Annotated in this window: 23 protein-coding genes, 3 pseudogenes and 1 riboswitch; of the genes and pseudogenes, 14 read left to right on the forward strand and 12 right to left on the reverse strand. The window is 68.2% G+C overall.

Annotated features, from left to right (window positions below; translation table 11 throughout):
- The first annotated feature begins 46 nt into the window (after positions 1-46).
- From ACNKFW_RS21600 to ACNKFW_RS21645, 10 genes and pseudogenes are all read left to right on the forward strand, one after another.
- A complete protein-coding gene (locus tag ACNKFW_RS21600; RefSeq protein ID WP_418025624.1) occupies positions 47-901 on the forward strand; it encodes a PaaX family transcriptional regulator C-terminal domain-containing protein in 855 nt (284 codons plus the stop codon).
- Positions 902-1045: 144 nt separating this feature from the next.
- On the forward strand, positions 1046-2251 hold the full coding sequence (gene pcaF, locus ACNKFW_RS21605) for a 3-oxoadipyl-CoA thiolase (RefSeq protein WP_114669131.1): 1206 nt from the start codon (positions 1046-1048) through the stop codon (positions 2249-2251).
- A gap of 18 nt (positions 2252-2269) precedes the next feature.
- Positions 2270-3259 (forward strand): 1,2-phenylacetyl-CoA epoxidase subunit PaaA, encoded by a 990-nt coding sequence (gene paaA, locus ACNKFW_RS21610; RefSeq protein ID WP_024843407.1) that lies wholly within the window; start codon positions 2270-2272, stop codon positions 3257-3259.
- Between the two features lie 55 nt (positions 3260-3314).
- Positions 3315-3599, forward strand: coding sequence for a 1,2-phenylacetyl-CoA epoxidase subunit PaaB (gene paaB / locus ACNKFW_RS21615; protein ID WP_024843406.1), 285 nt, complete (start codon positions 3315-3317; stop codon positions 3597-3599).
- A complete protein-coding gene (gene paaC / locus ACNKFW_RS21620; RefSeq protein WP_333484274.1) occupies positions 3599-4453 on the forward strand; it encodes a 1,2-phenylacetyl-CoA epoxidase subunit PaaC in 855 nt (284 codons plus the stop codon). Before paaB ends, paaC begins: the two co-directional genes overlap by 1 nt.
- Positions 4454-4459: 6 nt before the next feature.
- Positions 4460-4981 (forward strand): 1,2-phenylacetyl-CoA epoxidase subunit PaaD, encoded by a 522-nt coding sequence (gene paaD / locus ACNKFW_RS21625; RefSeq protein ID WP_333484275.1) that lies wholly within the window; start codon positions 4460-4462, stop codon positions 4979-4981.
- Between the two features lie 31 nt (positions 4982-5012).
- Complete coding sequence (gene paaE, locus ACNKFW_RS21630; RefSeq protein WP_418025627.1) at positions 5013-6089, forward strand: 1,2-phenylacetyl-CoA epoxidase subunit PaaE; 1077 nt, start codon at positions 5013-5015, stop codon at positions 6087-6089.
- Between the two features lie 22 nt (positions 6090-6111).
- Positions 6112-6864 (forward strand): Phenylacetic acid catabolic protein, encoded by a 753-nt coding sequence (locus tag ACNKFW_RS21635; protein ID WP_024843402.1) that lies wholly within the window; start codon positions 6112-6114, stop codon positions 6862-6864.
- 77 nt (positions 6865-6941) lie between these two features.
- On the forward strand, positions 6942-9002 hold the full coding sequence (paaZ, locus tag ACNKFW_RS21640; RefSeq protein ID WP_333484277.1) for a phenylacetic acid degradation bifunctional protein PaaZ: 2061 nt from the start codon (positions 6942-6944) through the stop codon (positions 9000-9002).
- A gap of 92 nt (positions 9003-9094) precedes the next feature.
- A pseudogene (locus ACNKFW_RS21645) lies at positions 9095-9262 on the forward strand (hypothetical protein); the annotation flags it as partial.
- Positions 9263-9455: 193 nt separating this feature from the next.
- On the opposite strand, the gene ACNKFW_RS21650 reads toward ACNKFW_RS21645, so the two are convergent.
- The 5 genes from ACNKFW_RS21650 to ACNKFW_RS21670 form a co-directional block, all read right to left on the reverse strand.
- Positions 9456-9884: a pseudoazurin gene (locus ACNKFW_RS21650; RefSeq protein WP_333484279.1), complete on the reverse strand. Its 429-nt coding sequence runs from the start codon at positions 9882-9884 to the stop codon at positions 9456-9458.
- An 11-nt stretch (positions 9885-9895) separates the two neighbouring features.
- On the reverse strand, positions 9896-10666 hold the full coding sequence (locus tag ACNKFW_RS21655; protein WP_024843398.1) for an ABC transporter ATP-binding protein: 771 nt from the start codon (positions 10664-10666) through the stop codon (positions 9896-9898).
- Positions 10663-11712, reverse strand: a complete 1050-nt coding sequence (locus ACNKFW_RS21660) for a FecCD family ABC transporter permease (RefSeq protein WP_024843397.1) — start codon at positions 11710-11712, stop codon at positions 10663-10665. The genes ACNKFW_RS21655 and ACNKFW_RS21660 overlap by 4 nt, the downstream gene beginning before the upstream one ends.
- Positions 11709-12719, reverse strand: a complete 1011-nt coding sequence (locus ACNKFW_RS21665) for an ABC transporter substrate-binding protein (protein WP_024843396.1) — start codon at positions 12717-12719, stop codon at positions 11709-11711. The genes ACNKFW_RS21660 and ACNKFW_RS21665 overlap by 4 nt, the downstream gene beginning before the upstream one ends.
- Positions 12720-12812: 93 nt before the next feature.
- Positions 12813-13016, reverse strand: a riboswitch (cobalamin riboswitch).
- A complete protein-coding gene (locus ACNKFW_RS21670) occupies positions 13011-13205 on the reverse strand; it encodes a short-chain fatty acyl-CoA regulator family protein (RefSeq protein ID WP_028710289.1) in 195 nt (64 codons plus the stop codon). (Overlaps the previous riboswitch by 6 nt.)
- 513 nt (positions 13206-13718) lie before the next feature.
- Here ACNKFW_RS21670 and ACNKFW_RS21675 point away from each other — a divergent pair.
- Both ACNKFW_RS21675 and ACNKFW_RS21680 read left to right on the forward strand, forming a co-directional pair.
- Positions 13719-14180, forward strand: a complete 462-nt coding sequence (locus ACNKFW_RS21675) for a hypothetical protein (protein WP_418025865.1) — start codon at positions 13719-13721, stop codon at positions 14178-14180.
- Positions 14165-14847 (forward strand): annotated as a pseudogene (locus ACNKFW_RS21680) (isocitrate lyase); the annotation flags it as partial. The gene ACNKFW_RS21675 and the pseudogene ACNKFW_RS21680, both read left to right, overlap by 16 nt.
- A gap of 113 nt (positions 14848-14960) precedes the next feature.
- On the opposite strand, the gene xrtE reads toward ACNKFW_RS21680, so the two are convergent.
- Together xrtE and ACNKFW_RS21690 are read right to left on the reverse strand one after the other, a co-directional pair.
- Positions 14961-16649 (reverse strand): exosortase E/protease, VPEID-CTERM system, encoded by a 1689-nt coding sequence (gene xrtE, locus ACNKFW_RS21685; RefSeq protein ID WP_333484280.1) that lies wholly within the window; start codon positions 16647-16649, stop codon positions 14961-14963.
- Entirely contained in the window at positions 16646-16873 is a 228-nt protein-coding gene (locus ACNKFW_RS21690) for a hypothetical protein (protein WP_024843390.1), read from the reverse strand. Before ACNKFW_RS21690 ends, xrtE begins: the two co-directional genes overlap by 4 nt.
- 4 nt (positions 16874-16877) lie before the next feature.
- Here ACNKFW_RS21690 and ACNKFW_RS21695 point away from each other — a divergent pair, with 4 nt between their 5' ends.
- Complete coding sequence (locus tag ACNKFW_RS21695) at positions 16878-17090, forward strand: hypothetical protein (protein WP_167521746.1); 213 nt, start codon at positions 16878-16880, stop codon at positions 17088-17090.
- Between the two features lie 93 nt (positions 17091-17183).
- Here ACNKFW_RS21695 and ACNKFW_RS21700 read toward each other — a convergent pair whose 3' ends face one another.
- The 4 genes from ACNKFW_RS21700 to ACNKFW_RS21715 all read right to left on the reverse strand — a co-directional run bounded on the left by ACNKFW_RS21700 (position 17184) and on the right by ACNKFW_RS21715 (position 21488).
- A complete protein-coding gene (locus tag ACNKFW_RS21700) occupies positions 17184-18497 on the reverse strand; it encodes an FtsX-like permease family protein (RefSeq protein WP_333484281.1) in 1314 nt (437 codons plus the stop codon).
- A complete protein-coding gene (locus tag ACNKFW_RS21705) occupies positions 18494-19180 on the reverse strand; it encodes an ABC transporter ATP-binding protein (RefSeq protein WP_024843388.1) in 687 nt (228 codons plus the stop codon). Before ACNKFW_RS21705 ends, ACNKFW_RS21700 begins: the two co-directional genes overlap by 4 nt.
- A gap of 9 nt (positions 19181-19189) precedes the next feature.
- Positions 19190-19666, reverse strand: a complete 477-nt coding sequence (locus ACNKFW_RS21710; RefSeq protein WP_024843387.1) for a hypothetical protein — start codon at positions 19664-19666, stop codon at positions 19190-19192.
- Between the two features lie 67 nt (positions 19667-19733).
- Positions 19734-21488: an alkaline phosphatase gene (locus ACNKFW_RS21715; protein ID WP_418025631.1), complete on the reverse strand. Its 1755-nt coding sequence runs from the start codon at positions 21486-21488 to the stop codon at positions 19734-19736.
- 632 nt (positions 21489-22120) lie between these two features.
- On the opposite strand from ACNKFW_RS21715, the gene ACNKFW_RS21720 reads away from it, so the two are divergent.
- Positions 22121-22324, forward strand: a complete 204-nt coding sequence (locus ACNKFW_RS21720) for a hypothetical protein (RefSeq protein WP_418025633.1) — start codon at positions 22121-22123, stop codon at positions 22322-22324.
- Positions 22325-23055: 731 nt separating this feature from the next.
- On the opposite strand, the pseudogene map reads toward ACNKFW_RS21720, so the two are convergent.
- Positions 23056-23802 (reverse strand): annotated as a pseudogene (gene map / locus ACNKFW_RS21725) (type I methionyl aminopeptidase); the annotation flags it as partial.
- Positions 23803-23932: the final 130 nt, after the last annotated feature.

A 23932-nucleotide genomic window follows, 5' to 3' on the forward strand; every position in this document is an offset into this window, starting at 1 on the left:
CCGCTTTCCCGGCTTCTATGGCAGCGGCGGCGGATGGCGGGGAAACATGCGGCAGGGCGGAATGGCCGAGCGCGGGCTGATCGACGGGATATTGCAGGGGATGGCGCTGCGTTCGGCCGCCTTCATCGTCACCGTCTATGGCGACGTGGTGGTGCCGCGCGGCGGCGTCTTGTGGACCGGCACGCTGATCGAGGTCTGCGAGCGGGTCGGCATCAGCGAATCGCTGGTGCGCACCGCCGTCTCGCGCCTGGTCGCCGCCCACCGGCTGCGCGGCGAGCGGCTGGGGCGGCGCAGCTACTACCGGCTGGACGCCTCGGCCCAGCGGGAGTTCGACCAGGCGGCGGGGTTGCTCTACAAGGCCGAGGTGCCGGCGCAGGGCTGGCAGATCCTGCACGCCCCGGACCTGACCGAGGACGAGGCCCGCCACCAGCGCATGGGCCATATGGGCGGCGCGGTCTTCATCCGGCCCGACCGCGGCCAGCCGCTGCCGGAAGGCGCGCTGGCCTTTCGTGCCCCGGACCCGCCCGAACTGGGCCGGATCGGGCAGTTCTGGGATCTCTCGGTGCTGCATCAGCGTTATCTCGACATGCTGGCGCGCTTTGCGCCGCTGGCCGAGGCGGGCGCGGCGCTGTCGGACGAGATGGCGCTGATCGCGCGGCTGCTCTTGGTGCATGACTATCGCGGCGTGCTGCTGCGCGACCCCCGCCTGCCGCAGCCCGCCCTGCCGCCGGACTGGAAAGGGCACGAGGCGCGGGCGCTGTTCCGCCGCCTCTATCGCCAGCTTTCCCCGGCGGCGGAACGCTGGATCGGGGCGCAATTCGAAGGCAGCGACGGCCTCCTGCCGGAAAAGACCGCGGAAAGCGAGGCGAGGCTGGCCGACCTGTCCCGCACAACAAGTTGAGAAGAACGGATTATTTTTTGCGCCCCAAAACATCACACGACTGACCAAATTTTTCTTTCTTTGTGATGTTTTGGATTGTATAAGTTGACCAACCGGTCGGTGAATTGGAGAATCATCGGCCGTTGCCAAAAAGGGGGAGAGAGCATGCAGGACGCCTTCATCTGTGACGCGGTGCGCACGCCGATCGGCCGCTATGGCGGGGCGCTGGCCTTGGTCCGGGCGGACGACCTGGCCGCGGTGCCGCTGAAGGCGCTGATGGAGCGCAACCCCGGCGTGGACTGGGCGGCGGTCGATGACCTGATCTATGGCTGCGCCAACCAGGCGGGCGAGGACAACCGCAACGTGGGCCGCATGGCGGTGCTGCTGGCGGGCATGCCCATCGGCGTGCCGGGGACCACGGTGAACCGGCTTTGCGGCTCGGGCATGGATGCGGTCGGCATGGCGGCGCGGGCGATCAAGGCGGGCGATTGCGATTTCGTCATCGCCGGCGGCGTCGAAAGCATGACCCGCGCGCCCTTCGTGATGTCCAAGGCGGAAAGCGCCTTTTCCCGCGCCAATGCGGTCTATGACACCACCATCGGCTGGCGCTTCGTCAACCCGGCGATGAAGGCGCGATACGGCATCGATTCGATGCCGCAGACCGCCGACAACGTCGCCGCCGATTTCGCCGTCAGCCGCGCCGACCAGGACGCCTTTGCCGCCCGCAGCCAGGCCCGGTGGGAAGCGGCGCAGAAGGCCGGCGTCTTTGCCGACGAGATCGTGCCCGTCACCATACCGCAGAAAAAGGGCGAGCCGGTGGTCTTCGACACCGACGAGCATCCGCGCCCCGGCACCACGGCCGAGGTGCTGGCCAAGCTGAAGGGCGTGAACGGCCCTGACCTGACGGTGACGGCCGGCAATGCCTCGGGCGTCAACGACGGCGCCGCGGCGCTGGCGATCCTGTCGGGCGAGGCCGCGAAGCGCCACGGCCTGACGCCCAAGGCACGTATCGTTGCCATGGCCGCGGCCGGCGTCGAGCCCCGGATCATGGGCATCGGCCCGGCGCCGGCGGCGAAAAAGGTGCTGGCGCGCGCGGGACTGACCATCGAGCAGATGGATGTGATAGAATTGAACGAGGCCTTCGCCAGCCAGGCGCTGGCGACCTTGCGCGACCTTGGCCTGCCCGACGATGCCGCCCATGTGAATCCGAACGGCGGTGCCATCGCGCTTGGCCACCCGCTTGGCATGTCGGGGGCCCGGCTTGTGACGACGGCGATGTATCAGCTGCATCGCACCGGCGGGCGCTATGCGCTTTGCACCATGTGCATCGGCGTGGGGCAGGGCATCGCGCTGATCCTCGAACGCGTTTGACCCAGGGAGAAGTTTGCCATGTATGCCCAGCTTGTGAAATCCGAAGGGATGAAGGCCCGAGAGGAGATGACTCCCCAGGAGATCGCCTTCCAGGAGCGCATCGACCGCGGCGAGAAGATCGAGCCCAAGGAATGGATGCCCGAGGGCTATCGCAAGACGCTGATCCGCCAGATCGGCCAGCACGCCCATAGCGAGATCGTCGGCCAGCTGCCCGAGGGCAACTGGATCACCCGTGCCCCCACGCTGGAGCGCAAGGCGATCCTCTTGGCCAAGGTGCAGGACGAGGCCGGGCACGGGCTCTATCTCTATTCGGCGGCCGAGACGCTGGGCGTCTCGCGCGACGAGCTGATGGAGCTCTTGCATGCCGGCAAGATGAAATATTCCTCGATCTTCAACTATCCGACGCTGACCTGGGCGGACATGGGCGCGGTGGGCTGGCTGGTCGACGGCGCGGCGATCATGAACCAGGTGCCGCTGCAGCGCACCAGCTATGGTCCCTATTCCCGCGCCATGATCCGCATCTGCAAGGAGGAAAGCTTCCACCAGCGCCAGGGCTATGCGGTGATGATGAAGCTGGCCCAGGGCACGCCGGCGCAGAAGCGCATGGCGCAGGACGCGCTGAACCGCTTCTGGTATCCGGCGCTGATGATGTTCGGGCCTTCGGACAAGGATTCGGTGCATTCGGCGCAGTCGATGGCCTGGAAGATCAAGATCAACACCAATGACGAGCTGCGGCAGAAATTCGTTGACCAGACCGTGCCGCAGGCGGAATACCTGGGCCTGACCGTCCCCGACCCGGACCTGAAATGGAACGAGGAAAAGGGCGGCTACGATTTCAGCGAGCCGGATTGGTCGGAATTCTTCGACGTGATCGCCGGCAACGGGCCCTGCAACAAGGACCGGCTGGGCGCCCGCGTCAAGGCCTGGGAGGACGGCGCCTGGTTCCGCGAGGGGCTGATGGCCCATGCCGAGAAGGCCGCCGCCCGCCGGGCGCAGGCCGCCGAATAACCCGTCATCGCCAGGAACACGCGCCAGTCGCAGAACCAAGTTTAGGGAGAGAACCATGTCCAAGGAATGGCCGCTCTGGGAGGTCTTCATCCGGGGCCAGCACGGGCTGAACCACCGCCATGTCGGCAGCCTGCACGCGCCCGACGCCGAAATGGCGATCATGAATGCCCGCGACGTCTATACCCGCCGCAACGAGGGCGTGTCGATCTGGGTCGTGCCCTCGGCGCAGATCACCGCGTCGAGCCCCTCGGACAAGGGGCCGCTCTTTGAGCCCTCGAACGCCAAGGTCTATCGCCACCCGACCTTTTTCGACATTCCCGAAGAAGTGGGGCATATGTGATGCCGTCGCTGCCCGACATGAACACGCCCCAGGTGGCGGAACTGGCCCGGCGCGAGGCCGAGGCCCATCCGGCCCATCCCGCCGTGCCCCAGCCCGACGAGGGCCAGGAGGCGCTGTTCGAAACCCTGCTGCGCCTTGGTGACTCGACGCTGATCCTGGGCCATCGCGTCTCGGAATGGTGCGGCCATTCGCCGGCGCTGGAGGAGGACATCGCGCTGGCCAACGTGGCGCTGGACCTGATCGGCCAGACCCAGCTGTGGCTGGGGCTTGCCGGCGAGGTCGAGGGGCAGGGCCGCTCGGCCGACGACCTGGCCTATCTGCGCGACGCCTGGGATTTCCGCAACCTGCTGATCTGCGAGCGTCCGAACGGCGATTTCGGCCATACGCTGATGCGGCAGTTCCTGTTCGACGCCTGGCACCATGAATTGCTGAAGGGGCTGGCGGCCTCGTTGGACCCGCGCGTGGCCGAGATCGCGGCCAAGGCCGGCAAGGAGGTCGCCTATCACCTGGAACGCTCGTCCGACCTGGTGGTGCGGCTGGGCGACGGGACCGAGGAAAGCCACCGCCGGATGCAGCAGGCGCTGGACGCGCTCTGGCCCTATACCGGAGAGATGTTCCTGGGCGACGACAAGGATGCGCAGATGGCCGCGCGCGGCATTGCCCCCGATCCGGCCAGCCTGCGCGCCGGCTGGGACGCCTCGCTGCGCCATGTGCTGGGCGAGGCGACCTTGCAGATCCCCGAAAGCGATTTCGCGCATAAGGGCGGCAAGCAGGGCATCCACACGGAACATCTGGGCTACATCCTGGCCGAGATGCAGTTCCTGCAACGCGCCTATCCCGGCGCCAGCTGGTAAGGCGCCATGGCCGCTGCGACCCATCCCAGCGTCGAGCAGGTCTGGGGCTGGCTGTCCGAGGTGCCCGACCCGGAGATCCCGGTGATCAGCCTGACCGACCTGGGCATCATCCGCGGCGTCGAATGGCAGGGCGATACGCTGGTCGTCCGGGTCACGCCGACCTATTCCGGCTGTCCCGCGACCAGCATCATCAACCTGGATATCGAGACCGCGCTGCGCGGCTACGGCATCGACAAGCTGCGGCTGGAGCGCCAGATGTCGCCGCCCTGGACCACCGACTGGATCACGCCGGAGGGCCGGGAAAAGCTGCGCGCCTATGGCATCGCGCCGCCCGTGGACGGTACGGCGGCAGACGGGGTGCTGGCCGGGCGCATCGCCCGCATGAGCGGCGCGAACCTGACCATCGCCTGCCCGCGCTGCGGCTCGACCAATACCGAAAAGATCAGCCAGTTCGGCTCGACCCCCTGCAAGGCGAATTATCGCTGCAAGGACTGTCTGGAACCCTTCGACTATTTCAAATGCCTGTAAGAAGGCGACCCGCTTCAGGAAGGATACCCCCATGGCACGCTTCCACCCGCTGAAGGTCATCGACGTGCGCCGCGAGACGCGCGACGCGGTGGTCGTCACCCTGGCGCCCCGCGACGAGGACCGCGCGCTGTTCGACTTCACCCAGGGCCAATACCTGACCTTCCGCCGCGATTTCGACGGCGAGGAGCTGCGCCGCTCCTATTCGATCTGCGCCGGCAAGGACGAGGGCACCCTGCGCGTCGGCATCAAGCGCGTCGATGGCGGCGCCTTCAGCACCTGGGCCAACGAGAACCTGGCGCCGGGCGACGAGATCGAGGCGATGCCGCCGATGGGCAAGTTCTTCACCCCGATCGAGCCCGAGGCGGAAAAGCAGTATCTGGGCTTTGCCGCCGGCTCGGGCATCACGCCGGTCCTGTCGATCATCAAGACCGTGCTGGCGCGCGAGCCGCGCGCGCAGTTCACGCTGGTCTATGCCAACCGCCAGATCAACACCATCATGTTCCGCGAGGAGCTGGAGGATCTGAAGAACCTCTATCTCGGCCGCTTCTCGGTCATCCATGTGCTGGAGCAGGAGGGGCAGGAGATCGACCTGTTCACCGGCCGCATCGACGAGGCCAAGATGGCGGCGCTGTTCCAGCATTGGCTGGATGCCGAGGCCGTGGACACCGCCTTCATCTGCGGCCCGGAACCGATGATGCTGACCGTCGCGGCGTCCTTGCGCGACCACGGGCTGCGCGACGAGCAGATCAAGTTCGAGCTGTTCGCCTCCAGCCAGCCCGGCCGCGCCAAGGCCCGGCCCGTCTCGGCCCAGGCCGCTGGTGCCGGCGAGGGGGTCGCGGCCACCGTGACGCTGGACGGCGCCACCCGCAGCTTCCAGATGCCGCGCGAGGGCGAGACGATCCTGGAAGCCGTGCTCGCCAACAGCATGGACGCGCCCTATTCCTGCAAGGCGGGCGTCTGCTCGACCTGCCGCTGCAAGGTGCTGGAGGGCGAGGTCGAGATGGCGGTGAACCACGCGCTGGAGGATTACGAGGTCCGTGCCGGCTATGTGCTGTCCTGCCAGGCCTATCCGATCAGCGACCGCGTGGTCGTCACCTATGACGAATGATCCGGGCGCAGGAGGGGAACCCATGTCCGATACCATGAATATCGAGGACTACCTGGCGCAGGGCGGGGTGCTGACCGCGCCCGGCAACGCGCCCGCCCGCTATCGCGGCGAGCTTTTGCGGCTGATGTCGTCCTTTGTCGACAGCGAGCTGGCCGCCTCGGCCGGCTTTGCCGATGCGATCAACCTGGCCCCCGGCATCAAGGAGCGCATCGCCGCCAGCCGCATCACGCTGGAAAAGGCCGACCATGCCGAGCGCGTGCTGCGGGTGATGGCCGAGTTCGGCACCGATGCCGCGCGCTATCAGACCAGCCATGACTGGGCGGCGCGGGTCGAGCGCGATGCCGATCTGGGCACCGCGCGCCGGCCGGGCGACATGCGGCTGTCGGTGTTCCATTATCCCATCGCCGGCTGGACCGATGCGGTGGTGATGAACGTGCTGCAAGGGCTGGCGACCGGGGTGCAGATGACCGAACTGACCCGCGTCTCCTACGGTCCGCTGGCCGAGGTGTTCCGCGAGATCGCCCCGCGCGAGGCGCGCCATGCCGAGCTGGGTCTTGAGGGGCTGGAGCAGATCGCCCAGACCGAGACCGGGCGCGAGGAAGCCCGCGCTGCCGTCGCCTATTGGCAGCCGCGCGTCGCGGCCGGCTTCGGCGTGGCCCATTCGGCGCGCTATGACACGCTGGCGCGCTTCGGCCTGCGCCACAGTCCGAACGAGGCGCTGCTGGCCCGCTGGGAGGCGCTGGTGTCGGAACATCTGGCCGCGCTTGGCCTCTGAATCGGTGCTTGCGGCCGTGCCCCGACAGGCGCGGCCTTGCCGCCTGACCAAAACGAAGATTGACCGAGGAAACGCCCATGACCACTCCGCGCCGTCTTGAAAGCTATGTCTGCGGGCGCTGGACCCCCGGCGACAAGCCGGGCCAGGCCCTGCTGGACGCCGCCACCGGCGAGCCGGTGGCCGTGATCGATTCGACCGGCATCGACTTCGCCGCCGCGCTGGCCCATGGCCGCGAGGTGGCCGGGCCGAAGCTGCGCGCCATGTCGTTTCACGAACGCGCCGGCATGCTCAAGGCCCTGGGCCTGGCGCTGATGGCGCAGAAAGAGGAGTTCTACGCCGAAAGCCTGCATACCGGCGCCACCCGCGCCGACGGCTGGGTGGATATCGAGGGCGGCATCGGCACCATGCTGACCTATGCCTCCAAGGGCCGGCGCGAATTGCCCAATACCCGCGTGCTGACCGATGGCGATGTCGAGCCGCTGTCCAGGGACGGCAGCTTCAGTGCCCAGCATATCCTGACGCCGCTGCATGGCGTGGCGGTGCATATCAACGCCTTCAACTTCCCGATCTGGGGCATGTTGGAAAAGATCGCGCCGACGCTGCTGGCCGGGATGCCCTGCCTGGTCAAGCCCGCCAGCCAGACCGCCTATCTGACCGAGCTGATGGTGCGCCGCATCGTCGAGACCGGCATCCTGCCGGAAGGCGCGCTGCAACTGATCTGCGGCTCGGTCGGGGATCTGCTGGACCATGTGACCGAACAGGATGCCGTGACCTTCACCGGCTCGGCCTGGACCGGGCGCAAGCTCAAGACCCATCCGGCGATCGTCGCCAATTCCGTGCGCTTCACCATGGAGGCGGACAGCCTGAACGCCTCGATCCTGGGTCCGGACGCGGTGGCGGGCACGCCGGAATTCGACCTGTTCGTGCGCGAGGTCGCGCGCGAGATGACGGTCAAGGCCGGGCAGAAATGCACCGCGATCCGCCGCGTCATCGCGCCCCGCGCCCAGGTCGACGCCCTGGTCGCCGCGCTGGACGAGCGGCTGGGCAAGACGCCGCTGGGCCTGCCGGGCGACGAGGGGGTGCGCATGGGGCCATTGGCCAGCCTCGACCAGCGCGAGGAGGTGCGCGAGCGCATCCGCGACCTGCAGGCGGCGGCCGAGATCGTGGCGGGCGATCCCGACGCGGTGCGCGTGACCTCGGGCGATGCCGCCAAGGGCGCCTTCCTCAATCCGGTGCTGATGTATGCGGCGAAGCCCTTCGAGGCGGCGGCGGTGCATGAGGTCGAGGCTTTCGGTCCCGTCTCGACGGTCATGCCCTATGACGACCTGGACGAGGCGGTGGCGCTGGCGCGGCTGGGCCGCGGTTCGCTGGTCACATCGGTCTTTACCGACGATCCCAAGGTCGCCGAGCAGGCGGTGCTGGGTGCGGCGCCCTGGCACGGCCGGGTGCTGATCGGCAACCGCGCCTCGGCCAAATCCTCGACCGGGCATGGCTCGCCGCTCGCGCCGCTGGTCCATGGTGGGCCGGGGCGCGCGGGGGGCGGCGAGGAGATGGGCGGCATTCGCGGCGTCAAGCATTACATGCAGCGCACCGCCGTCCAGGGCGCGCCTCGGCTGCTCTCCGCCGTCACCGGGCGCTGGATCGAGGGCGCCGACGTGCAGCAGGGTGTGCATCCCTTCCGCAAGTCGCTGGCCGAGCTGCACATCGGCGACCAGCTGGTCACGGCGAGCCGCACCGTCACCCGCGAGGATGTCGAGCATTTCGCCCATTTCACCGGCGACACCTTCTATGCCCATATGGACGAGGCGGCGGCCAAGGCGAATCCGTTCTTCGACGACCGCGTGGCGCATGGCTATCTGATCGCCAGCTTTGCGGCGGGGTTGTTCGTCGAGCCGAATCCCGGCCCGGTCCTGGCCAATTACGGCGTGGACAACCTGCGCTTCCTGACCCCGGTCTATTTCGGCGACACGCTGCAGGTGCGGCTGACCTGCAAGGAGATCAACCCGCGCGAGAATGCCGGCCATGGCGAAGTGCGCTGGGATTGCCAGGTGACGAACCAGAAGGGCGAGGTCGTGGCGCAATACGACGTGCTGACCATGGTCGCCAAGGAATGGCCGTTGGCCCAGGCGGCGCAATAGGGCCGTCGCCTGATGCGCGAACGGACCGGCGGGACGGTGGGCGCTTGCGCCCCGCTGATCATCGGCGGAACCGTCTCGCCCGATGATCAGCCTTGCGCGGGCAGCAGGCTGCGCCGGATCGGGGCGTCCAGCGCCTTGAATGCGCCGAGTCCGCTCATGTCGTAAAGTGTGGCCCCGGCCCGCATCTTGGACTGCCGGCCGGCCGGCTGGTCGATGCGTGCGGGCTGGCCCTGAAGAACCCCGCGCCTGCGACGAGGATCGCCCCCGGCTGCAAAGCCCGCGAGCGTCCCGCCTGCCCGCAGCGCGCGCTTCCCGTGCCCTGTTTCGCCCCCCATTCCCGCCGCGCCGGGTGCCCAGGCAGATCGGTTTTCCCAGTCCCGCGCCGATGCGCAGTCCGCGGGAGGGGGCAGGCCCGCGCCGCCCTCCTGAGCTGCAATGCGACGCGGCCCCGGCTCAGTCCGCTTTTCGGCGTTCAAGGATTTCCAGCATCCTCTGGCGCGCGGCGGAGGGCAGGTCGTCGGGCAGGTCGGCCTCGGTCGCGGGCCTGTCGCCGACCTGGATCAGCATCACCATGCCCATGGTGAAATGCGGCGAGCATTTGACGCCCCAGATGCCCTCGGCGTCCAGCGTGACCTCGATTTCCTCGTCGATCTTGCCGACGAATTTCTCGCCGCCCTCGGGGATCATCCCGGCGATGGTGGCGGCATTGTGGCCGGGATCGGCGGCGATGAACCGGACCGTGTCGCCGGGTTGGACCACCAGGTAGTCCGGCTCGAAGGGCATCGGGCCGGTGGCATTGCGGTTGAGCATCCTGACCTCATGCGTCTCGGCCAGGGCGGCGGCGGGCAGCAGGCAGGCAAGAAGCGCGGCGCGAAGCAGCATGGGATGTCCCTTCAGGCAAGGCGTTGGAAGGCAAAGACCGGCCGGCCCCCGCCAGGATGGGGGATGATCTCGGCCTCGACGGCAAAGATCTCGCGGATCAGCGCCGGGGTCAGGATTTCCATCGGCGGGCCAAGCGCCACGCAGCGGCCCGCGCGCAGCACCATGATCCGGTCGCAGCGCAGCGCGTGATGCAGGTCGTGCAGCGCGATCACGGTGGTGACGGAAAGCTGCGCGACCAGGTCGAGGATGGCGATCTGGTGATGGATGTCGAGATGGTTCGTCGGCTCGTCCAACAGCAGGACACGCGGGGCCTGCGCATGGGCGCGCGCGATATGGACGCGCTGGCGCTCGCCCCCCGACAGCGAGGCCCAGTCGCGCCCCGCCATATGCGCCATGTCCACGGCATCAAGGGCCGCCGCGACGGCGTCGTCGTCCTGGGCACCCCATGGCCGCAGCGGGCCAAGCCAGGGCGTGCGGCCCAACTCCACCGCATCGCGCACGGTGATCCGTTCGGCCGTCTCGGCCGATTGCGCGACCAGCGCCAGCCGCCGCGCGATCTGCCGCCGGCCCAGCCGGGCCATGGGACGGCCTTCCAGCCGGATCTCTCCGCGGCTGGGGCGCAGCAGGCCCGCCATCATCCCCATCAGCGTCGACTTGCCCGATCCGTTCGGCCCGATCAGGCCCAGGGTCTCGCCCGGATGCAGGCGCAGGCTGATGTCGGACAGGATCTCGCGGCCGCGCACGGCATGGCTGGCGCCGACGGCTTCCAGGATGGGCGTCATCGTTGCCTTCCCCGGATCATGACCACGGCAAAGGCGGGCGCGCCGACCAGCGCGGTGATGACGCCGATGGGCAGCACCTGGCCGGGAATGACGATGCGCGAGACGACGTCGGACAGCACCAGGAACACCGCCCCCGCCAGCGCCGTCGCCGGGACCAGCCTGGCATGGCGCGGCCCGACGAGGATGCGCATCGCATGCGGCACCACCAGCCCGACGAAGCCGATGGCCCCGGCGATCGAGACCATGATCGCCGTCGCCAGCGAGGCCGTTCCGATCAGCAGCACCTGCGTGCGCCGCAGGTCGATGCCCAGCGACGCGGCGCTTTCCGCGCCGAAGGCAAAGGCGTCGAGCGCGCGCGCATGCCACAGCGCCACCCCCAGCGCCAGCGCCGCCATCGGGACCGCGACCCAGCTGTCGGGCCAGCGCACGCCGGACAGGTTGCCCAGCAGCCAGAACATGATGCCGCGCGCCTGCTCGGCGCTGGCCGATTGCGCGATGATCAGCGCGGTCAGCGCGTTGAACATCTGCGAGCCGGCGATGCCCGCCAGGATGATGACCCCGGCGCCGCGCATCCCGGTCCCGCCGCCGGCGGCGCGCGCCAGCGCCGCCACCAGCGCGAAGGCGGTCAGTGCCCCGGCAAAGGCGCCCGCCGACATGCTGAGCAGCCCCGCGCCGATCCCCGCCACCGCGACCGTGACCGCCCCGGTCGAGGCCCCGGCCGAAATCCCCAGCAGATAGGGCTCGGCCAGCGGGTTGCGCAGCAGCGCCTGCAGGATCAGCCCCGACAGCGCCAGGCTTGCGCCGCCGCAGGCCGCGACCACCGCCCGCGACAGCCGGTAATGCCAGATCACGCTGGCATCGATCGGGTCGAGCGCGGCCGAGCCAAGCCCGGCCTTGACCGCCAGCACCTCGATGACGGTGGCCAGCGGAATGCGCGTCTCGCCCACCGCCGTTCCGAAGAGCAGCGCCGCGACCAGCACGGCGGGGGCCAGCCACAGCCAGCCCCGATTGCGCCCCGTGCTGCGGGTCGCGGCGCGCGCCCTCATTTCAGGTCGAACCCGGCCAGCGAGTCAGCCAGCGATTCCAGCGCATAGATCGCGCGCACCGAGGGGTCCATCGCATTGGCCGGCATGGTCAGGATGCGGTCGTTCTTTACCGCCCCCATCTCGCTCGTCACCGGGTCCGAGGTCAGGAAATCCCGCTTGACGGCGATGTCGTCGGCCGGAAAGCGGCGCCGGTTCATCTCGGCGGCGACGATGAAGCTGGGATTGGCCTTGCTGATGGTTTCCCAGCCCACGGTCGGCCATTCCTCGGCCGAGGCGACGACGTTCCTGACCCCCAGCTTGGACATCATCCAGCCCGGCACGCCATTGGCACCCGCGACATAGGGGTCGATCTCGATCTCGGCCGAGGAATACCAGAACAGGCCCGACACCGTTTCGGGCAGGTCCAGCGCCTGCGCCCGCTCGACCGCCGCCGCCTCGCGCGCCTTCAGGTCGGCGATCACCGCGGCCCCGCGATCCTGCACGTCGAAGATCGCCGCCAGTTCCTCGATGCCCTGGTAGAGCAGCGCGGTGTCGAACAGGACCGAGCGCGCGCCGTCCATGCTTTGCGTATTGTCCTTGCCGACGCATTCGGTGGGCATGATCCAGCTGGGGATCTGCGCGTCGTCGAACATCTCGCGTGTGCCGACCACGCCCTGCGGGCCGATCATCCATTCATAGGCCGTGACCACCAGCCCAGGCTTCTTGGCCAGCACGCTTTCGAAGCTGGGGGCGTTGTCGGCCAGCCGCTCGACCCCGGCATCCGCCTCGGCAAATTCGGGCAGGACCGGGTTGATCCACAGCGCCGTGCCCGCCACCTTGTCGGCCAGCCCCAGCATGTAGAGGATCTCGGTCGTGCTTTGCCCGACGCTGACGACGCTTTCGGGCGCCTTGTCGAAAGTGACTTCGTGGCCGCAGCTGGTCAGCGTCAGCGGGTATTCGGTGGCCCCGAACGCCGCCATCGGCGCCAGGGTGAACGTGGCGATCATCGCCGTGGTGAGCCTTGGCATGATGTTTCCTTCCGCTACATCATGAACAGGCCGGATGAGCGGATGGAGACCGGGCGAATGCCGGTCGCAACCCCTCCCGAGCCGACCCGCTCGGATTGGTCAAACGTCGTCGGCAGGTCTCCTGACTGGCGGGTCACGGCAGGGATGCGGCCTTCCCATGGCGCGGGGCCACAGTGGCATTCTCGCATCCTGCTCGCCGCCTACAGTTGCGGGGGCAGTTCCGGTTCGGGACGCCTGCGGGCGCCCCGGCGGATTCCCTTTCAATTCCTTGCGGAAACCGACGCGCCTTCCCTAGCTTCTGGCGCGGGCGCTGGCAAGCGGCAGCATGGCCGGCCGGCTTGCCGCTGCCGCGCCACGGCTGCCCCCGGCCCGGTCCAGCCGCACGAAGAAGAACGGGATGCCGCGCGCCTCGGGGCGTTGCAGCGTGGACATACGATGCGCGGTCTGCTCGAAACTGGCACCGAAGCGGTGGCCCAGCAGTTCCACGTCGTAGCGCGCCGATCTGGAACCGGCGGCTGGACTGCCCCAGCAGTTCGGACAGCATCAGCTCGCGCCGGTGCGGGTCGAAGCGGCGCAGCTGCTCGCCCCTGACCGGGGCGGGCAGGATGCGCACCGCGATGCCATGCGCGGCCAGCCGGCCGGTCAGCGCCATATGTGGCTCGTTGCGGTGCAGCGCCAGTGCCTCGGCCAGTTTCTCGGCCGCGCGGTCCAGCCTATCGACGTAATTGCGCCGGGCATAGAGCCAGTTCCGGACCGCATCGACCGGGCGCGATCTGCCCGACTATCTGCCGCAAACGCGCGAGATCCGGCAGGGCATCTGGCAGGCCGCCTTCGTTCCGCCGGCGCTGGAGGATCGCCGGGTCGAGATCATCGGGCTGCTGGGACCATATCTTCAGCCATAGCGAGCCCGCGATGCTGCTGAACCCGCATCAGGGCCGGATCACCGAGGCGGGCGTGCGGCTGAACATCCAGGTCTGCGTCGAATACCTGGCGCAATGGCTGTCGGGCCGCGGTGCGGTGCCGATCCGAAACATGATGGAGGATGCCGCCACCGCCGAGATCAGCCGTGCCCAGCTGTGGCAATGGCTGCGCCGCGGTCGCGCTGGAGAGCGCCGCATGGCAGGGCGATCTGATGCAAGCCGAGATCGTCCGCATCCTCGACCGGCTGGGCCCGAACGGGCTCCATCGCGGCCATTACGCCGCGGCCGCGCGCATCCTGCGAGAGGCGGCGACGGCCGAGACCTTGCCCGATTTTATCACCCTGCCGGCCTATGCCGTGCTGAACGCGCTGGACTGAGGGGCCCCGATGGACATCATCCGCACGCTTGCTCCCTTTGGCGGGCCGCTTGCCCCGGATGCCCCGCCTTGCCGCCGGCCGCGCCTGCCGATTCCCGGACCGATCATGCGGAAAGGAAGCATCATGAGCAGAAAGACCTTTTCGGCAATACATCAAATGGCTGAAGGTGGAGCCGATCATGGACGCAAACCCGATCCGCGAGGGCACGGGGCGCCGGCGCGTGATCGAGGATTGCATCGCCTCGCTGACCTTGGGCGGCGCCGACCTGTTGTGGATCGAGACCGATACGCCCAACGTGGACAAGATCGCCGGCATGGTGGCCGAGATCCGCAAGGCGGTGCCCGATGCCAAGCTGACCCATAACAACGCGCCCGGCTTCAACTGGACGCTGAGCCTGCGCAAGCAGCTGCGGGCGCAATGGCTGGCCGAGGGCCGGATCGGCAAGGCCGACCATCGTGACGGGAGTGCGCTGATGAAGCCCGATTTCGACGATACCGGCCTGGGCCGCGAGGCCGACGCCCGGCTGCAACGCTTCCAGGCCGACATATCGGCCCGCGCGGGCGTGTTCCGCAACCTGACCATGCTGCGACCTTCCACCTGACCGCCAAGCCGGTGGACGAACTCAGCCGCGGCAATTTCGGCGCGGAAAAGATGTTGGCCTATGTGCAGACCGTGCAGCGCGAGGAGATCCGCCGCGGCATCTCGGCGGTCAGGCACCAGCACGAGGTCGGCTCGGACCTGGGCGACACGTTCAAGGAGATGGTGGCGGGCGAACGCGCGCTGAAGGCGGGCGGGCATGCCAATCCCATGAACCAGTTCGCCGCAGGATAGGCCGGGATCGGGCTGCGGGTCGCCCGCCTTCGGTGGGTTCGCTCAACGCTCCCCGGCCTGCCCGCGACGCCCCGATCCCTTGGGGCGTCGCTTTTCCGTCGTCGCGCCCGTGTTCAGATCAATGCCCAGTTGCCGCTGGCCGCCGCGGCGGCGAAGACCACGAGGTTCGCCGCCGCATGCGCCCATACCGCGTCGGTCAACCTGCCGCGGCGCTTGTAGACCGCGGCAAAGGCCAGCCCGGCGACGAAGGCCGCCGCGCCGCTGTCATGGAGCAGCGCGAAGGCGGCCGAGGAAACCAGAACGGCCCCTGCCTGGCCGGCCGGGCCGGGCAGTTTCAGCAGGTGGCCCAGCAGGTAGCCCCGGAAGGCCGCCTCCTCGATCAGGGGTACCAGCAGCACGGTGCCGACCAGGCGCAGGACGATCCAGCTTGCCGCCGCAAGCCCGAGCCCGGCGAAGGGCGGCGGGGCCGGCTCGGCCCCCGCAGCGACGCCGGCGGCAATCCACATGATACCGACCGCGACGCCCGCCAGCAGCGGCAATGGATCGACGCGCCAGTCGAGCCGGGCCCAGACCGGAAGGAACAGGACCAGCCCCGCGCCCATCGCCGGCACCCGGTATGGGTAGGCCGCCTCGGGATTGGTGAAGAATGTCGATACGAAAAGCCCCGAGAGCAGCAGGACCAGCAGCGGCACCAGCATCGCGCTGACCGGATCGTGCCGGAAGGCGGCTGTCTTTGCGCCAAAGGCCGGGCCGGGTTTTTCGCCGCGCCACAGCGCCGGCACCAGATGCGCCGCGCCGATCATCCCGATGCTCAGCAGGGTGAACAGCAGCCAGCCCGCGTAGCTGTGAAAGGCATTGACCGCCAGGTCGGGCGATATGCGCGCCCCGATCCAGATCAGGGCCGCGATGCGCAGCACGTTGAGGCCGAAACTGGCCAGCAGCCCGACCGGCAGCAGCACCAGTGCCAGAGGCAGGCGCAGGCGCCGCCGCTCGAGCGCGATGAACCCGGCCATCACCAGGGTGATGAGCGCAAAGCCTTGCATGCCCGAGCATGGGTCGCCCACGCGGATGAGGAAATCGTCAAAGCCGATCACCATCTCGTTCGGGGCGGCCACGACCCTGCCGGGCAGCAGGGCAAGCAGGCGCAGCACCAGCTCGAAGGTGGCGGCGGTCAGGGGCGGCCAGCCCCAGGTGCCGTTGAAAAGCCCGGTCAGTTCCGGCGAGAGCAGCGCGATCCCCATGGCCGCCCACAGCCAGGGGCCGCCCCGGCGCAGCACCGAAAGCCAGCAGGCGATGGGCGCGGTCCCGGCCAGCGCCGCTGCGACCGAAACGGCGGCGCCCGCGGCAAGGGCCAGGGCAAGCGGCGCCAGGCTGGCGGTCATGTCGCCCCAAAGCACCGGCAGCAGCATGATCGCCAGCCCCGCCAGCATCGCGGCCGCTGCGGTGCCGGGCGACAGGTCGCCCGCGCCGATGCCGCCCGCGCCCAGGAAGCCGAACAGCTGGCGCCGCGCGGTCATCGCCAGCCCGGCAAGCAGGGCCAGGGCAAGCAGCCGTCCCAGCCCCTCGCGCAGCGCAAGGCAGGCCCGCGGCGTCTGGAAATCCGTGCATTCGATCTCGACCAGGAACTGGTAGCAGAAGGCGACGATCAGCAGCTCGCCCAGCAGCAGGGCGGCGAAAAGGCCAAGCCTGCGCCAGCCGCTTGCAAGAAGGGGCGCTTGCGGCGCCGGCGCCTCCGCCTGCCCATGATCCGGGCCGGCGCCGCCAACCGCGGCCGGGTCCGAGGGGTCGGCGCTGTCGGTCACGGGTTGGCCGAACGCCGGCGCCATTCCCAAAGCAGAAGCCCGACGATCACCGCGATCATCAGGACCGATGCACCCGCGAACAGGTCGATCTCGGGGACGCTGTGGGGTGCGGTGGCGCTTGCCGGATGGGCGGTGCCGGCATGGCTTTCCGAAGGGCCGGTCAGCGCCAGGTGGGTGCCGGCGGCGGACAGGGTCAGCAGGACCAAAAGCGCAGCATAGAACATCGAAATGAACCCAGATACCGAGGAAACGCGACAAACAAGCAAGAGCGTCGATGACCAAGAATTCATCATGCAGGGAAAACCGGCAACCTGTCGGAATCGCCAGGTTTTCCCCTTGCTTGCCCGCGTGATTTCGGGTGAGCGCGGCAATTTCGCTGCTGGCGACCATGCCGTCGGGATGTCGCGGTCGGTTGGCGGTCCACGGCGCCAATCTCTTTGATGCTTGAAAATATATAGATGATTTTCAGTGGTCTAAATCGCAAATATGAAGTGGCGTCGAGGAGTCGTCCTGTCGGCGGAACCCGGTCGGCGGTCAGCCGCGCAAGGCGGCGGCCGGCGACTGGCGATAGGCCAGCCAGGCCGGCAGCGCCGCCAGAAGCGCCGCGGCCGCGACCAGGATCGCCAGCGTCGCGCCATCCTCGGGCGTGAAGCCGACCGGCAGGCTGAAGCCGCGCTGCATGGCGAAGGCGCGCGACAGCAGGCTGGCGGCCAGGTAGCCGCCGCCGTAGCCCAGCAGGATGCCAAGCCCGACCAGCATGGACAATTCAAGCCAGACGATCCCGAACACTGCCGACCGCGGCGCGCCAAAGGCCCGCAATGCGCCGATCTGCCGCCGGCGCTGGCCGACATGGATCACCGTCACCATCAGCAGCGCCGCCGCGACCAGAAGCTGCGTCCCGGAAGCGATGACCGCCAGCACCTGCCGGGCATCGCCCAGCGTCGCATAAAGGCTGGTCAGGACTTCGCCCGGAAAGACCGCAAGCGTCCGGCCGTCCGCGCGATAATCCTGGCGCAGCCTGTAGGCGTCGGCGATGGTCCTGGGCTTGACCAGGACGGCCGGCAGGCCGGGCAGCGCGCCGCGGTGCCAGTCCTCGTCCAGGGGCGCATCGGCATCCAGGCCGCGATGGCCATGCGCCTCGTCGTTTTCATGCGCGGCGTCGTGTCCGGCGTGGTCGTGTCCGGCATGTTCATCCTCGTGCCCGTGCCCCTGCCTCTGCCCGTGTTCGTCGTGGCCGGGCGCAAGGCCCATGCCATGCACATGCCAGACCGCCTGGATCGGCACCAGGATCGCCCGGTCCCAGGGCGTGCCGGTCGGGTTCAGCCGGCCGCTGACCCGATACCGGACGCCTTCGTGTTCGTGCCCGCCCTGTTCGACCTGACCATGGGTCGGCACGATCGTCTCGCCCGGTTGCAGCGGCACGGCCGAGCCGACGACGGCCTCGCCCTCGGTCCTGAACATCCCGCCCCGGGAAAAGCCGCCCGCGGTGCCCTCGATCAGGGTGGTGGTGGTGCCGACGATCGGGTAGCCGGCATGGAAGTCGCCGAAACCCACCGGCGCGGCCCATTCCACGCGCGGGTCGTCGTTCAACTCGGCCAGCACCTCGCCCGGCATCAGGGGCAGGGCGGCCGGTTGCAGGAAGACCGCGGACAGCACCAGCTGGGTTTCGCTGCCCGGCGCGCCGACGATCACGTCGAATTTCTCGGCGGCGCGGGCGCTGCCCAGGCGCAGCGCGCGTTCCTGCAAGGTGACGCCGACGCCAAGCGCCACCGCCAGCGCGACCAGCAGGACGATCACCACGGAACCGGCCCAGAGCCGTTTCAGGTCGGCCAGGGCAAAGCGGATCATGGCCGGACCTCTGCCATGCTGTCCGACCGGACGGTGCCGTCGGCCATGGCGATCCGGCGCGGCAGGCGCGAGATCAGGCGCTGGTCATGGGTGACGACGATCAGCGTGGCGCCGGTCTGCGCGGCCAGTTCCAGCAACAGGCCGGCGATGACCGCGCCGTTCTCGGCATCGAGGCTGGCCGTCGGTTCGTCCGCGACGATCACGCCGGGGTCGCGCAGCAGCGCGCGCGCGGCCGCGACGCGCTGCATCTCGCCGCGCGACAGGGTCTCGACCGGCTGGTCCGGCCGCGACAGGCCGACGCGGGACAGAAGCGCGCCCGCGCGTGCCCGGATGGCGCCGTCTGCCACGCGCGCCAGCCGGGCGGGCAGCAGCACGTTCTCCAGCGCCGAAAGCCCTGGAAACAGGTGGAAATCCTGCATGACCAGGCCGATATTGGCGCCGCGCCAGCGGTCGCGCGCGCCTTCGGAAAGTCGCGCGATGTCGCGTTCGTCCCAGAACACGCGGCCCTGGGTCGGGCGGGCCAGGCCGGTGATGACATTGACCAGCGTGGATTTTCCCGAGCCCGACGGCCCGATCACCGCGACCTGGCTGCCGGCGGCGATCTCCAGCCGCGGGATGCGCAGAACCGGCGCGGGCAGGCCGGGAAACGAGACTTCGGCAGCGTCGAGGTGCAGGCAGGGCATGGTGCGATCTCAGACCGTGGCATAGCGCGCTTCGCGCAGCCGCAGCTGGCTGACGAAGCCGGTTTCGGGGTCGATCCAGGAGCCGCGCTCGAGCCGGCCGGTCACCTCGATCATCTGGTTGGGCTGGGTAAAGGTCTGCCGCCGGCCCAGGTAGACCACGACGATGTTGTCCGGCCAGTCCGCGTCGGACGAGCAGAAGGGGCAAAGCGCCATCGGGATTTCGGACAGGACAAAGAACTGGGCCTCGGCCTTCAGCGGCGGGGCCATGAAGCCGCGGATGCTGACCGTCTTGCCGGTCAGCAGCTTGACCTTGTCCGAGAACTCCAGCCCCAGCACGCCGTATGCGGCATAAAGCTCGTCGAAGGTCAGCGCGGGCGCGCGGGCCAGCGCCGGGACCGGGGCGCCCAGGGCCAGCAGCGCCGCCAGCCCGCCCAGGCAGGCCCGGCGGCCGGGACGGAAACGGATCGGGTCTTGGGGACGGGTCATCCTGCATCTCCGGCAACGAATACGGTTCGGCCTGGCCGGGGCGGAAACCCCGGACAGGCCGCATGGCTCACTTCTGCACGGTGCCGAGGGCAAAGACGTCGGCCAGGATCTTGTAGACGTCGGACTGCTCCATATAGCCCTTGAACGCCTCGGCGCCGGGGCCGGCGGCCTGCAGCACGATGTCGTCCACGGCATGGACGGCGGTGTCGTTGTCCTTGGGCAGGTTGCCCTCGCGGAAGACCGCGCCGGGCAGATCCTTGTAGGCGTCGTTGGCGACATATTCGCCGTTCTCGTTCTGCACCGCGGGCTGGAACGGGCCGTCCAGCTTCGGGCCCCAGGTCTCGTAATGGTCGGGATAGTTCGAGGCGAAGATCGCGAAACGCCGCGCCACGTCGACCGAGTCGGGATAGCCGTCGCCATCGGCATCGGCATAGTCGGGAAAGCCCGCCTCGTCATAGACGCCGACCTTCTGGCGCATCTGGTCGCCGGACCGGTTGTCGTCGATCGTGCCGATCAGCGAGACGCCATGGGTATGGTCGCCCGTGACCACGATCAGCGTGTCGGGATTGGCCTTGGCGAATTCGCGGGCCAGGGCCACGACCTGGTCCAGTTCGATGGTCTCGACCACGGCGCGATCCCAGTCCATCGGGTGGGACATCTTGTCGATCGAGGCGCCCTCGACCATCAGGAAGAAGCCGTCGGGGTTCTTCGACAGCTGCGCCAGCGCCGATTGCGTCATCTCGACCAGGCCGGGCTGGTCGGGGAACTTGTCCACGGTGCCCTTTTTCAGCTGGTTGCGGTCCAGCCAGGTGTCCATGTTGCCGGTGTGGAACAGGCCCAGGAGCTTGCCGGCATTGCTGCCCGCCGCCGCGGCCAGTTCATCCCTGCTGGTCGCCAGCGCATAGCCGGCATCCTTGAACAGCTGGATATAGTCCTTGTCGTCCTTGCGCTTCGAGCCGGGGATATCGGCCTTGAGGAAATAGGCCGAGCCGCCGCCCAGGATGACCTCGGGCTGGATGTCGTGGAACATGCCGACGATCTCGGCCTTGTCGGCGCGCTTGCGGGTATGGGCCACGACCGCGGCCGGGGTCGCGTCCTGCAGCTCGGAGGTCGAGACGACGCCGATCGCCTTGTTGGTGGTACGGCGCAGCGCCTCGGCGATGGTTTCGACCCTGGGATCGTCCAGGCTGTCCGGGGTGCGGTCGGCATAGACGCCAAGCGCGTTCACGCGGCTCTTGTGGCCGGTCATGTAGGCCGACATCGTATTGGCCGAATCCGTCGCGATGGAATGGGTGGACGAGGTGCCGATGAAGGCCATGTGGTCCAGGTCGTCCATGGCCAGGCGGCCGTTGGCCTTGCCCTCGGTCATGCCCTTGGACATGATCCGCGCCGCGGTGCGATGCGCCACCGACAGCCCGTCGCCCAGGATGAAGATGACATTCTTGGCCTTGGGGGTCTCGGCGGTCGAATAGACCTCCCAGGTGACCGACTTGCTTTCCTCGCCGGCCTTGACCTCGACCGTGTATCGGCCCGGTTCGGCCAGCGCCAGGTCGCGCAGGATCAGGGCCGAGCCGAGGGCCGCGTCGTCATCGCCCTTTTCCTCGGCCACGAACTCGGCGGGCTTGCCGAAGACCTCGGCATAGGGCTTGCCGTTCACGGTGACGGCCACGTCGCCTTCGGGATGAACCTCGTCCAGCTCGATCTTGAAATCGAAGGGGGAGTTCACCAGGATCGTCGCCCGGTCGAGCGGATAGATCGTGGCGGCCTGGGCGGCCCCCGTCAGAAGGGTCGTTGCCGCAAGCATCGCAAGCAGATTTCGCATGATCGCCTCTTGTGAGTTTCGGAAAACCGAGGGTTTTCCCGCAAGGGCGGCCTAGTCTTCTTCTGTGGCGCAAACGTGACAGAATGGCTGGGTGGCGGCGCAATCTTCCCGAAAGGGGCGATTTTCGGCGAAGTTCCAGCCGTTTTATTATGTTATATCATATCGATTTGGCCGAGCCGGCATGGCCGGAGAACCCGTGGGACTCGGTTTGCAACCGGACGGGTCCGGTGGCGGATGCCGGGCAGGGGGGCTGCCCACGCGTCGTCGCATCGCGACAAGGCCGATCCGCGATGCCATGAGTGCCCAGGATGCATGGATGCTTCCACAGCAAAAATGGGCGCAGCCCTTCTTGTTCTTGTAGTTCTATAAGTTCAGGGGGAATTCTCTTTTTCCAATTGCACGCGCGGCTATAGGCAAGGAATGGGGACGAAACTGCTAGCTGACGGGCAAGTTTTTATTGCAGAAAAACTTGCCATGCCAAAAACCCTGCAAGTTGCCGCTGATCGCGCCCATGGCGAAACCAAGACCGTGCTGCCAGCCGAGGTGGTGCGGGGGCTACATCGAGAACCCACCGGGGGCCGAACCGCTCAAAGGCCGGTCGGAAGATACGGCGTGACGGCACAGCCGAAACGGTGGCAGTTGCTTTCCCGGCCACAGGCGGCATCAGCTACAGCCCGCACTGGTTGGCCCTGAAACGCGCGGCGGGCTGCAACAAGGACAACGAGTTGATCGCCAGCGACTTCCGGCACCTCTGCCGGGACCGCGGAATTGCACTCGCTGCCCGCAACATCGAAAAGCTGTTCAGCGATTTTTGCGCCAAGGTGGGCCAGGTATGACCATCATCAGGAGTCACACTGACCACGTTGAGCAAGAGCAGCAGGATTATGCTCGGAGAGGGTTAAAATGTTTCGGAATAAAATCTTACCAACAGTCGTTGCAGTCATCGCCGCGTTTCTGGTGATAGGGATTTTCCCCTAGGTATTGGCTGGACGCATTCGGTTTGTCCGACCTTGTGATGGGAATTGTGGTTTCAGGGGCGGGGATGGGGGTGGCGTTGATTGTTGAGCGCCTCATGAGACGCAAACCCTAATCTGCCCGCCGCTCTTCCCGATCCCCTGCCGCAGCGCCTCCATGGATTGGCAAGATAGGGGATCGAGCCGCCAAAAGCGGCTTTACATGCTTGGCCCTGACGACCCCCGGTAAGGCGGTGGCGCGGGCGCTTTCTCCGCCTTCGTGGGGCGCTTCCGGCCCTCGCTTCGGCTCTGGCGATGGGGCCTCCTTGCGCCGCTGTGCCGTCCTCTGGGGGCCTTGGTGGGTCGTTGCCGAGATAGCGCCTCGGCCCTGTGGCGGGCCTCCTGCGCGCTCTCCGTGGCCTTCTCGCTTGCGCGTCCCGATGGGGTTGAGGCTCCTCCCCGCCTTCACGGCACTCTCCGTGGCTTCCGTGGCTCTGGCGGCCTCCTGTGCCGCAGAGCCGCAGCATTGCCATGGGGTAAAACGGGGCTGATTTCATCACGTTTCCGCTGCCGCAGTCCTGTCGGTTCATACGGAGAAGGGGTCGGGATGGCCAGCCGGGCAGGGTAACGACGATCGCCCCGCGATCCGTGGCGACGACCGTATGCTCATATTGCACCACCGGGGCAGGGGGTTGGCTGTAGAGCGTCCAGCCGTCATCCCCCTCGGCTGCCCAGAGGCCGCCGGCCGAGAGGAACGGCTCGACGGTCAGCACCGGCCCCTGTCGATGCGGCGCTTCTCGGTTCGGCTGGGCCAGGTCGGGATGTCCTCGGGATATTCGTGCAGCGACCGCCCGACGCCATGGCTGGCGAGATTGCGGATCAGCGTGTAGCCGCGCCCCGCGGCAAAGCGGCCGATGGCCCTGCCGATGCCGGCAAGCGGCAGGCCGCTGCCGACCTGGGCGATGCCGATCTGCATGGCGCGCCGGCCGTCGCGGCACAGCCGGGCCAGGGCGGGCCGAACGGGCGCAACGCGATATGTCGCTCCGGTATCGGCGAAATAGCCGTTCTTCGAGGCCGAGACGTCGATATTGACCCGGTCTCCCGCTGCGATCACCCGGTCGCCGGGAATGCCATGGGCGATTTCCCTCGTTCACGCTGATGCAGGTCGCACCGGGAAAGTCATAGGTGGCCTGTGGTGCCGGGACGGCGCCCTCGCGCTCCAGCAGCGTGCGGCCGATCCTGTCCAGCTTGCCGGTGGTCATGCCAGGCTCCAGCGCCTTCGCCATGGCCTGCATGGTGTTGGCGACGATCCGGCCGGTATGCCTCAGCCCGTCGAGTTCGCCCTGGTTGGTGATCGGCATGCGGTGGTTCCCCCGCGGCGCGGATGGACTGGCCAAGGCCGGCAGGAAAGCGCCCGCATCCCCCGTATCGCCGATCTTGCCGGGTGCCGCCGAACCTCGCCGGATGCTTCCGGGAGGTCCAGGGGAATAC

Origin of the sequence: Paracoccus sp. TD-10, assembly GCF_048270675.1 — a bacterium.
Taxonomy (GTDB): domain Bacteria; phylum Pseudomonadota; class Alphaproteobacteria; order Rhodobacterales; family Rhodobacteraceae; genus Paracoccus; species Paracoccus pantotrophus.

Excerpts from the sequence above, each read along its gene's own strand:
- paaA (WP_024843407.1), top strand. The coding sequence starts at position 2,270 with ATGTATGCCCAGCTTGTGAAATCCGAAGGGATGAAGGCCCGAGAGGAG.
- ACNKFW_RS21650 (WP_333484279.1), bottom strand. The coding sequence starts at position 9,884 with ATGCTGCTTCGCGCCGCGCTTCTTGCCTGCCTGCTGCCCGCCGCCGCC.
- paaD (WP_333484275.1), top strand. The coding sequence starts at position 4,460 with ATGGCCGCTGCGACCCATCCCAGCGTCGAGCAGGTCTGGGGCTGGCTG.
- ACNKFW_RS21600 (WP_418025624.1), top strand. The coding sequence starts at position 47 with ATGCGGCAGGGCGGAATGGCCGAGCGCGGGCTGATCGACGGGATATTG.
- ACNKFW_RS21715 (WP_418025631.1), bottom strand. The coding sequence starts at position 21,488 with ATGCGAAATCTGCTTGCGATGCTTGCGGCAACGACCCTTCTGACGGGG.
- paaE (WP_418025627.1), top strand. The coding sequence starts at position 5,013 with ATGGCACGCTTCCACCCGCTGAAGGTCATCGACGTGCGCCGCGAGACG.
- ACNKFW_RS21635 (WP_024843402.1), top strand. The coding sequence starts at position 6,112 with ATGTCCGATACCATGAATATCGAGGACTACCTGGCGCAGGGCGGGGTG.
- paaB (WP_024843406.1), top strand. The coding sequence starts at position 3,315 with ATGTCCAAGGAATGGCCGCTCTGGGAGGTCTTCATCCGGGGCCAGCAC.
- ACNKFW_RS21655 (WP_024843398.1), bottom strand. The coding sequence starts at position 10,666 with ATGACGCCCATCCTGGAAGCCGTCGGCGCCAGCCATGCCGTGCGCGGC.
- ACNKFW_RS21660 (WP_024843397.1), bottom strand. The coding sequence starts at position 11,712 with ATGAGGGCGCGCGCCGCGACCCGCAGCACGGGGCGCAATCGGGGCTGG.
- paaZ (WP_333484277.1), top strand. The coding sequence starts at position 6,942 with ATGACCACTCCGCGCCGTCTTGAAAGCTATGTCTGCGGGCGCTGGACC.
- ACNKFW_RS21665 (WP_024843396.1), bottom strand. The coding sequence starts at position 12,719 with ATGCCAAGGCTCACCACGGCGATGATCGCCACGTTCACCCTGGCGCCG.
- pcaF (WP_114669131.1), top strand. The coding sequence starts at position 1,046 with ATGCAGGACGCCTTCATCTGTGACGCGGTGCGCACGCCGATCGGCCGC.
- ACNKFW_RS21700 (WP_333484281.1), bottom strand. The coding sequence starts at position 18,497 with ATGATCCGCTTTGCCCTGGCCGACCTGAAACGGCTCTGGGCCGGTTCC.
- ACNKFW_RS21695 (WP_167521746.1), top strand. The coding sequence starts at position 16,878 with ATGAACCCAGATACCGAGGAAACGCGACAAACAAGCAAGAGCGTCGAT.
- paaC (WP_333484274.1), top strand. The coding sequence starts at position 3,599 with ATGCCGTCGCTGCCCGACATGAACACGCCCCAGGTGGCGGAACTGGCC.
- ACNKFW_RS21690 (WP_024843390.1), bottom strand. The coding sequence starts at position 16,873 with ATGTTCTATGCTGCGCTTTTGGTCCTGCTGACCCTGTCCGCCGCCGGC.
- ACNKFW_RS21710 (WP_024843387.1), bottom strand. The coding sequence starts at position 19,666 with ATGACCCGTCCCCAAGACCCGATCCGTTTCCGTCCCGGCCGCCGGGCC.
- ACNKFW_RS21705 (WP_024843388.1), bottom strand. The coding sequence starts at position 19,180 with ATGCCCTGCCTGCACCTCGACGCTGCCGAAGTCTCGTTTCCCGGCCTG.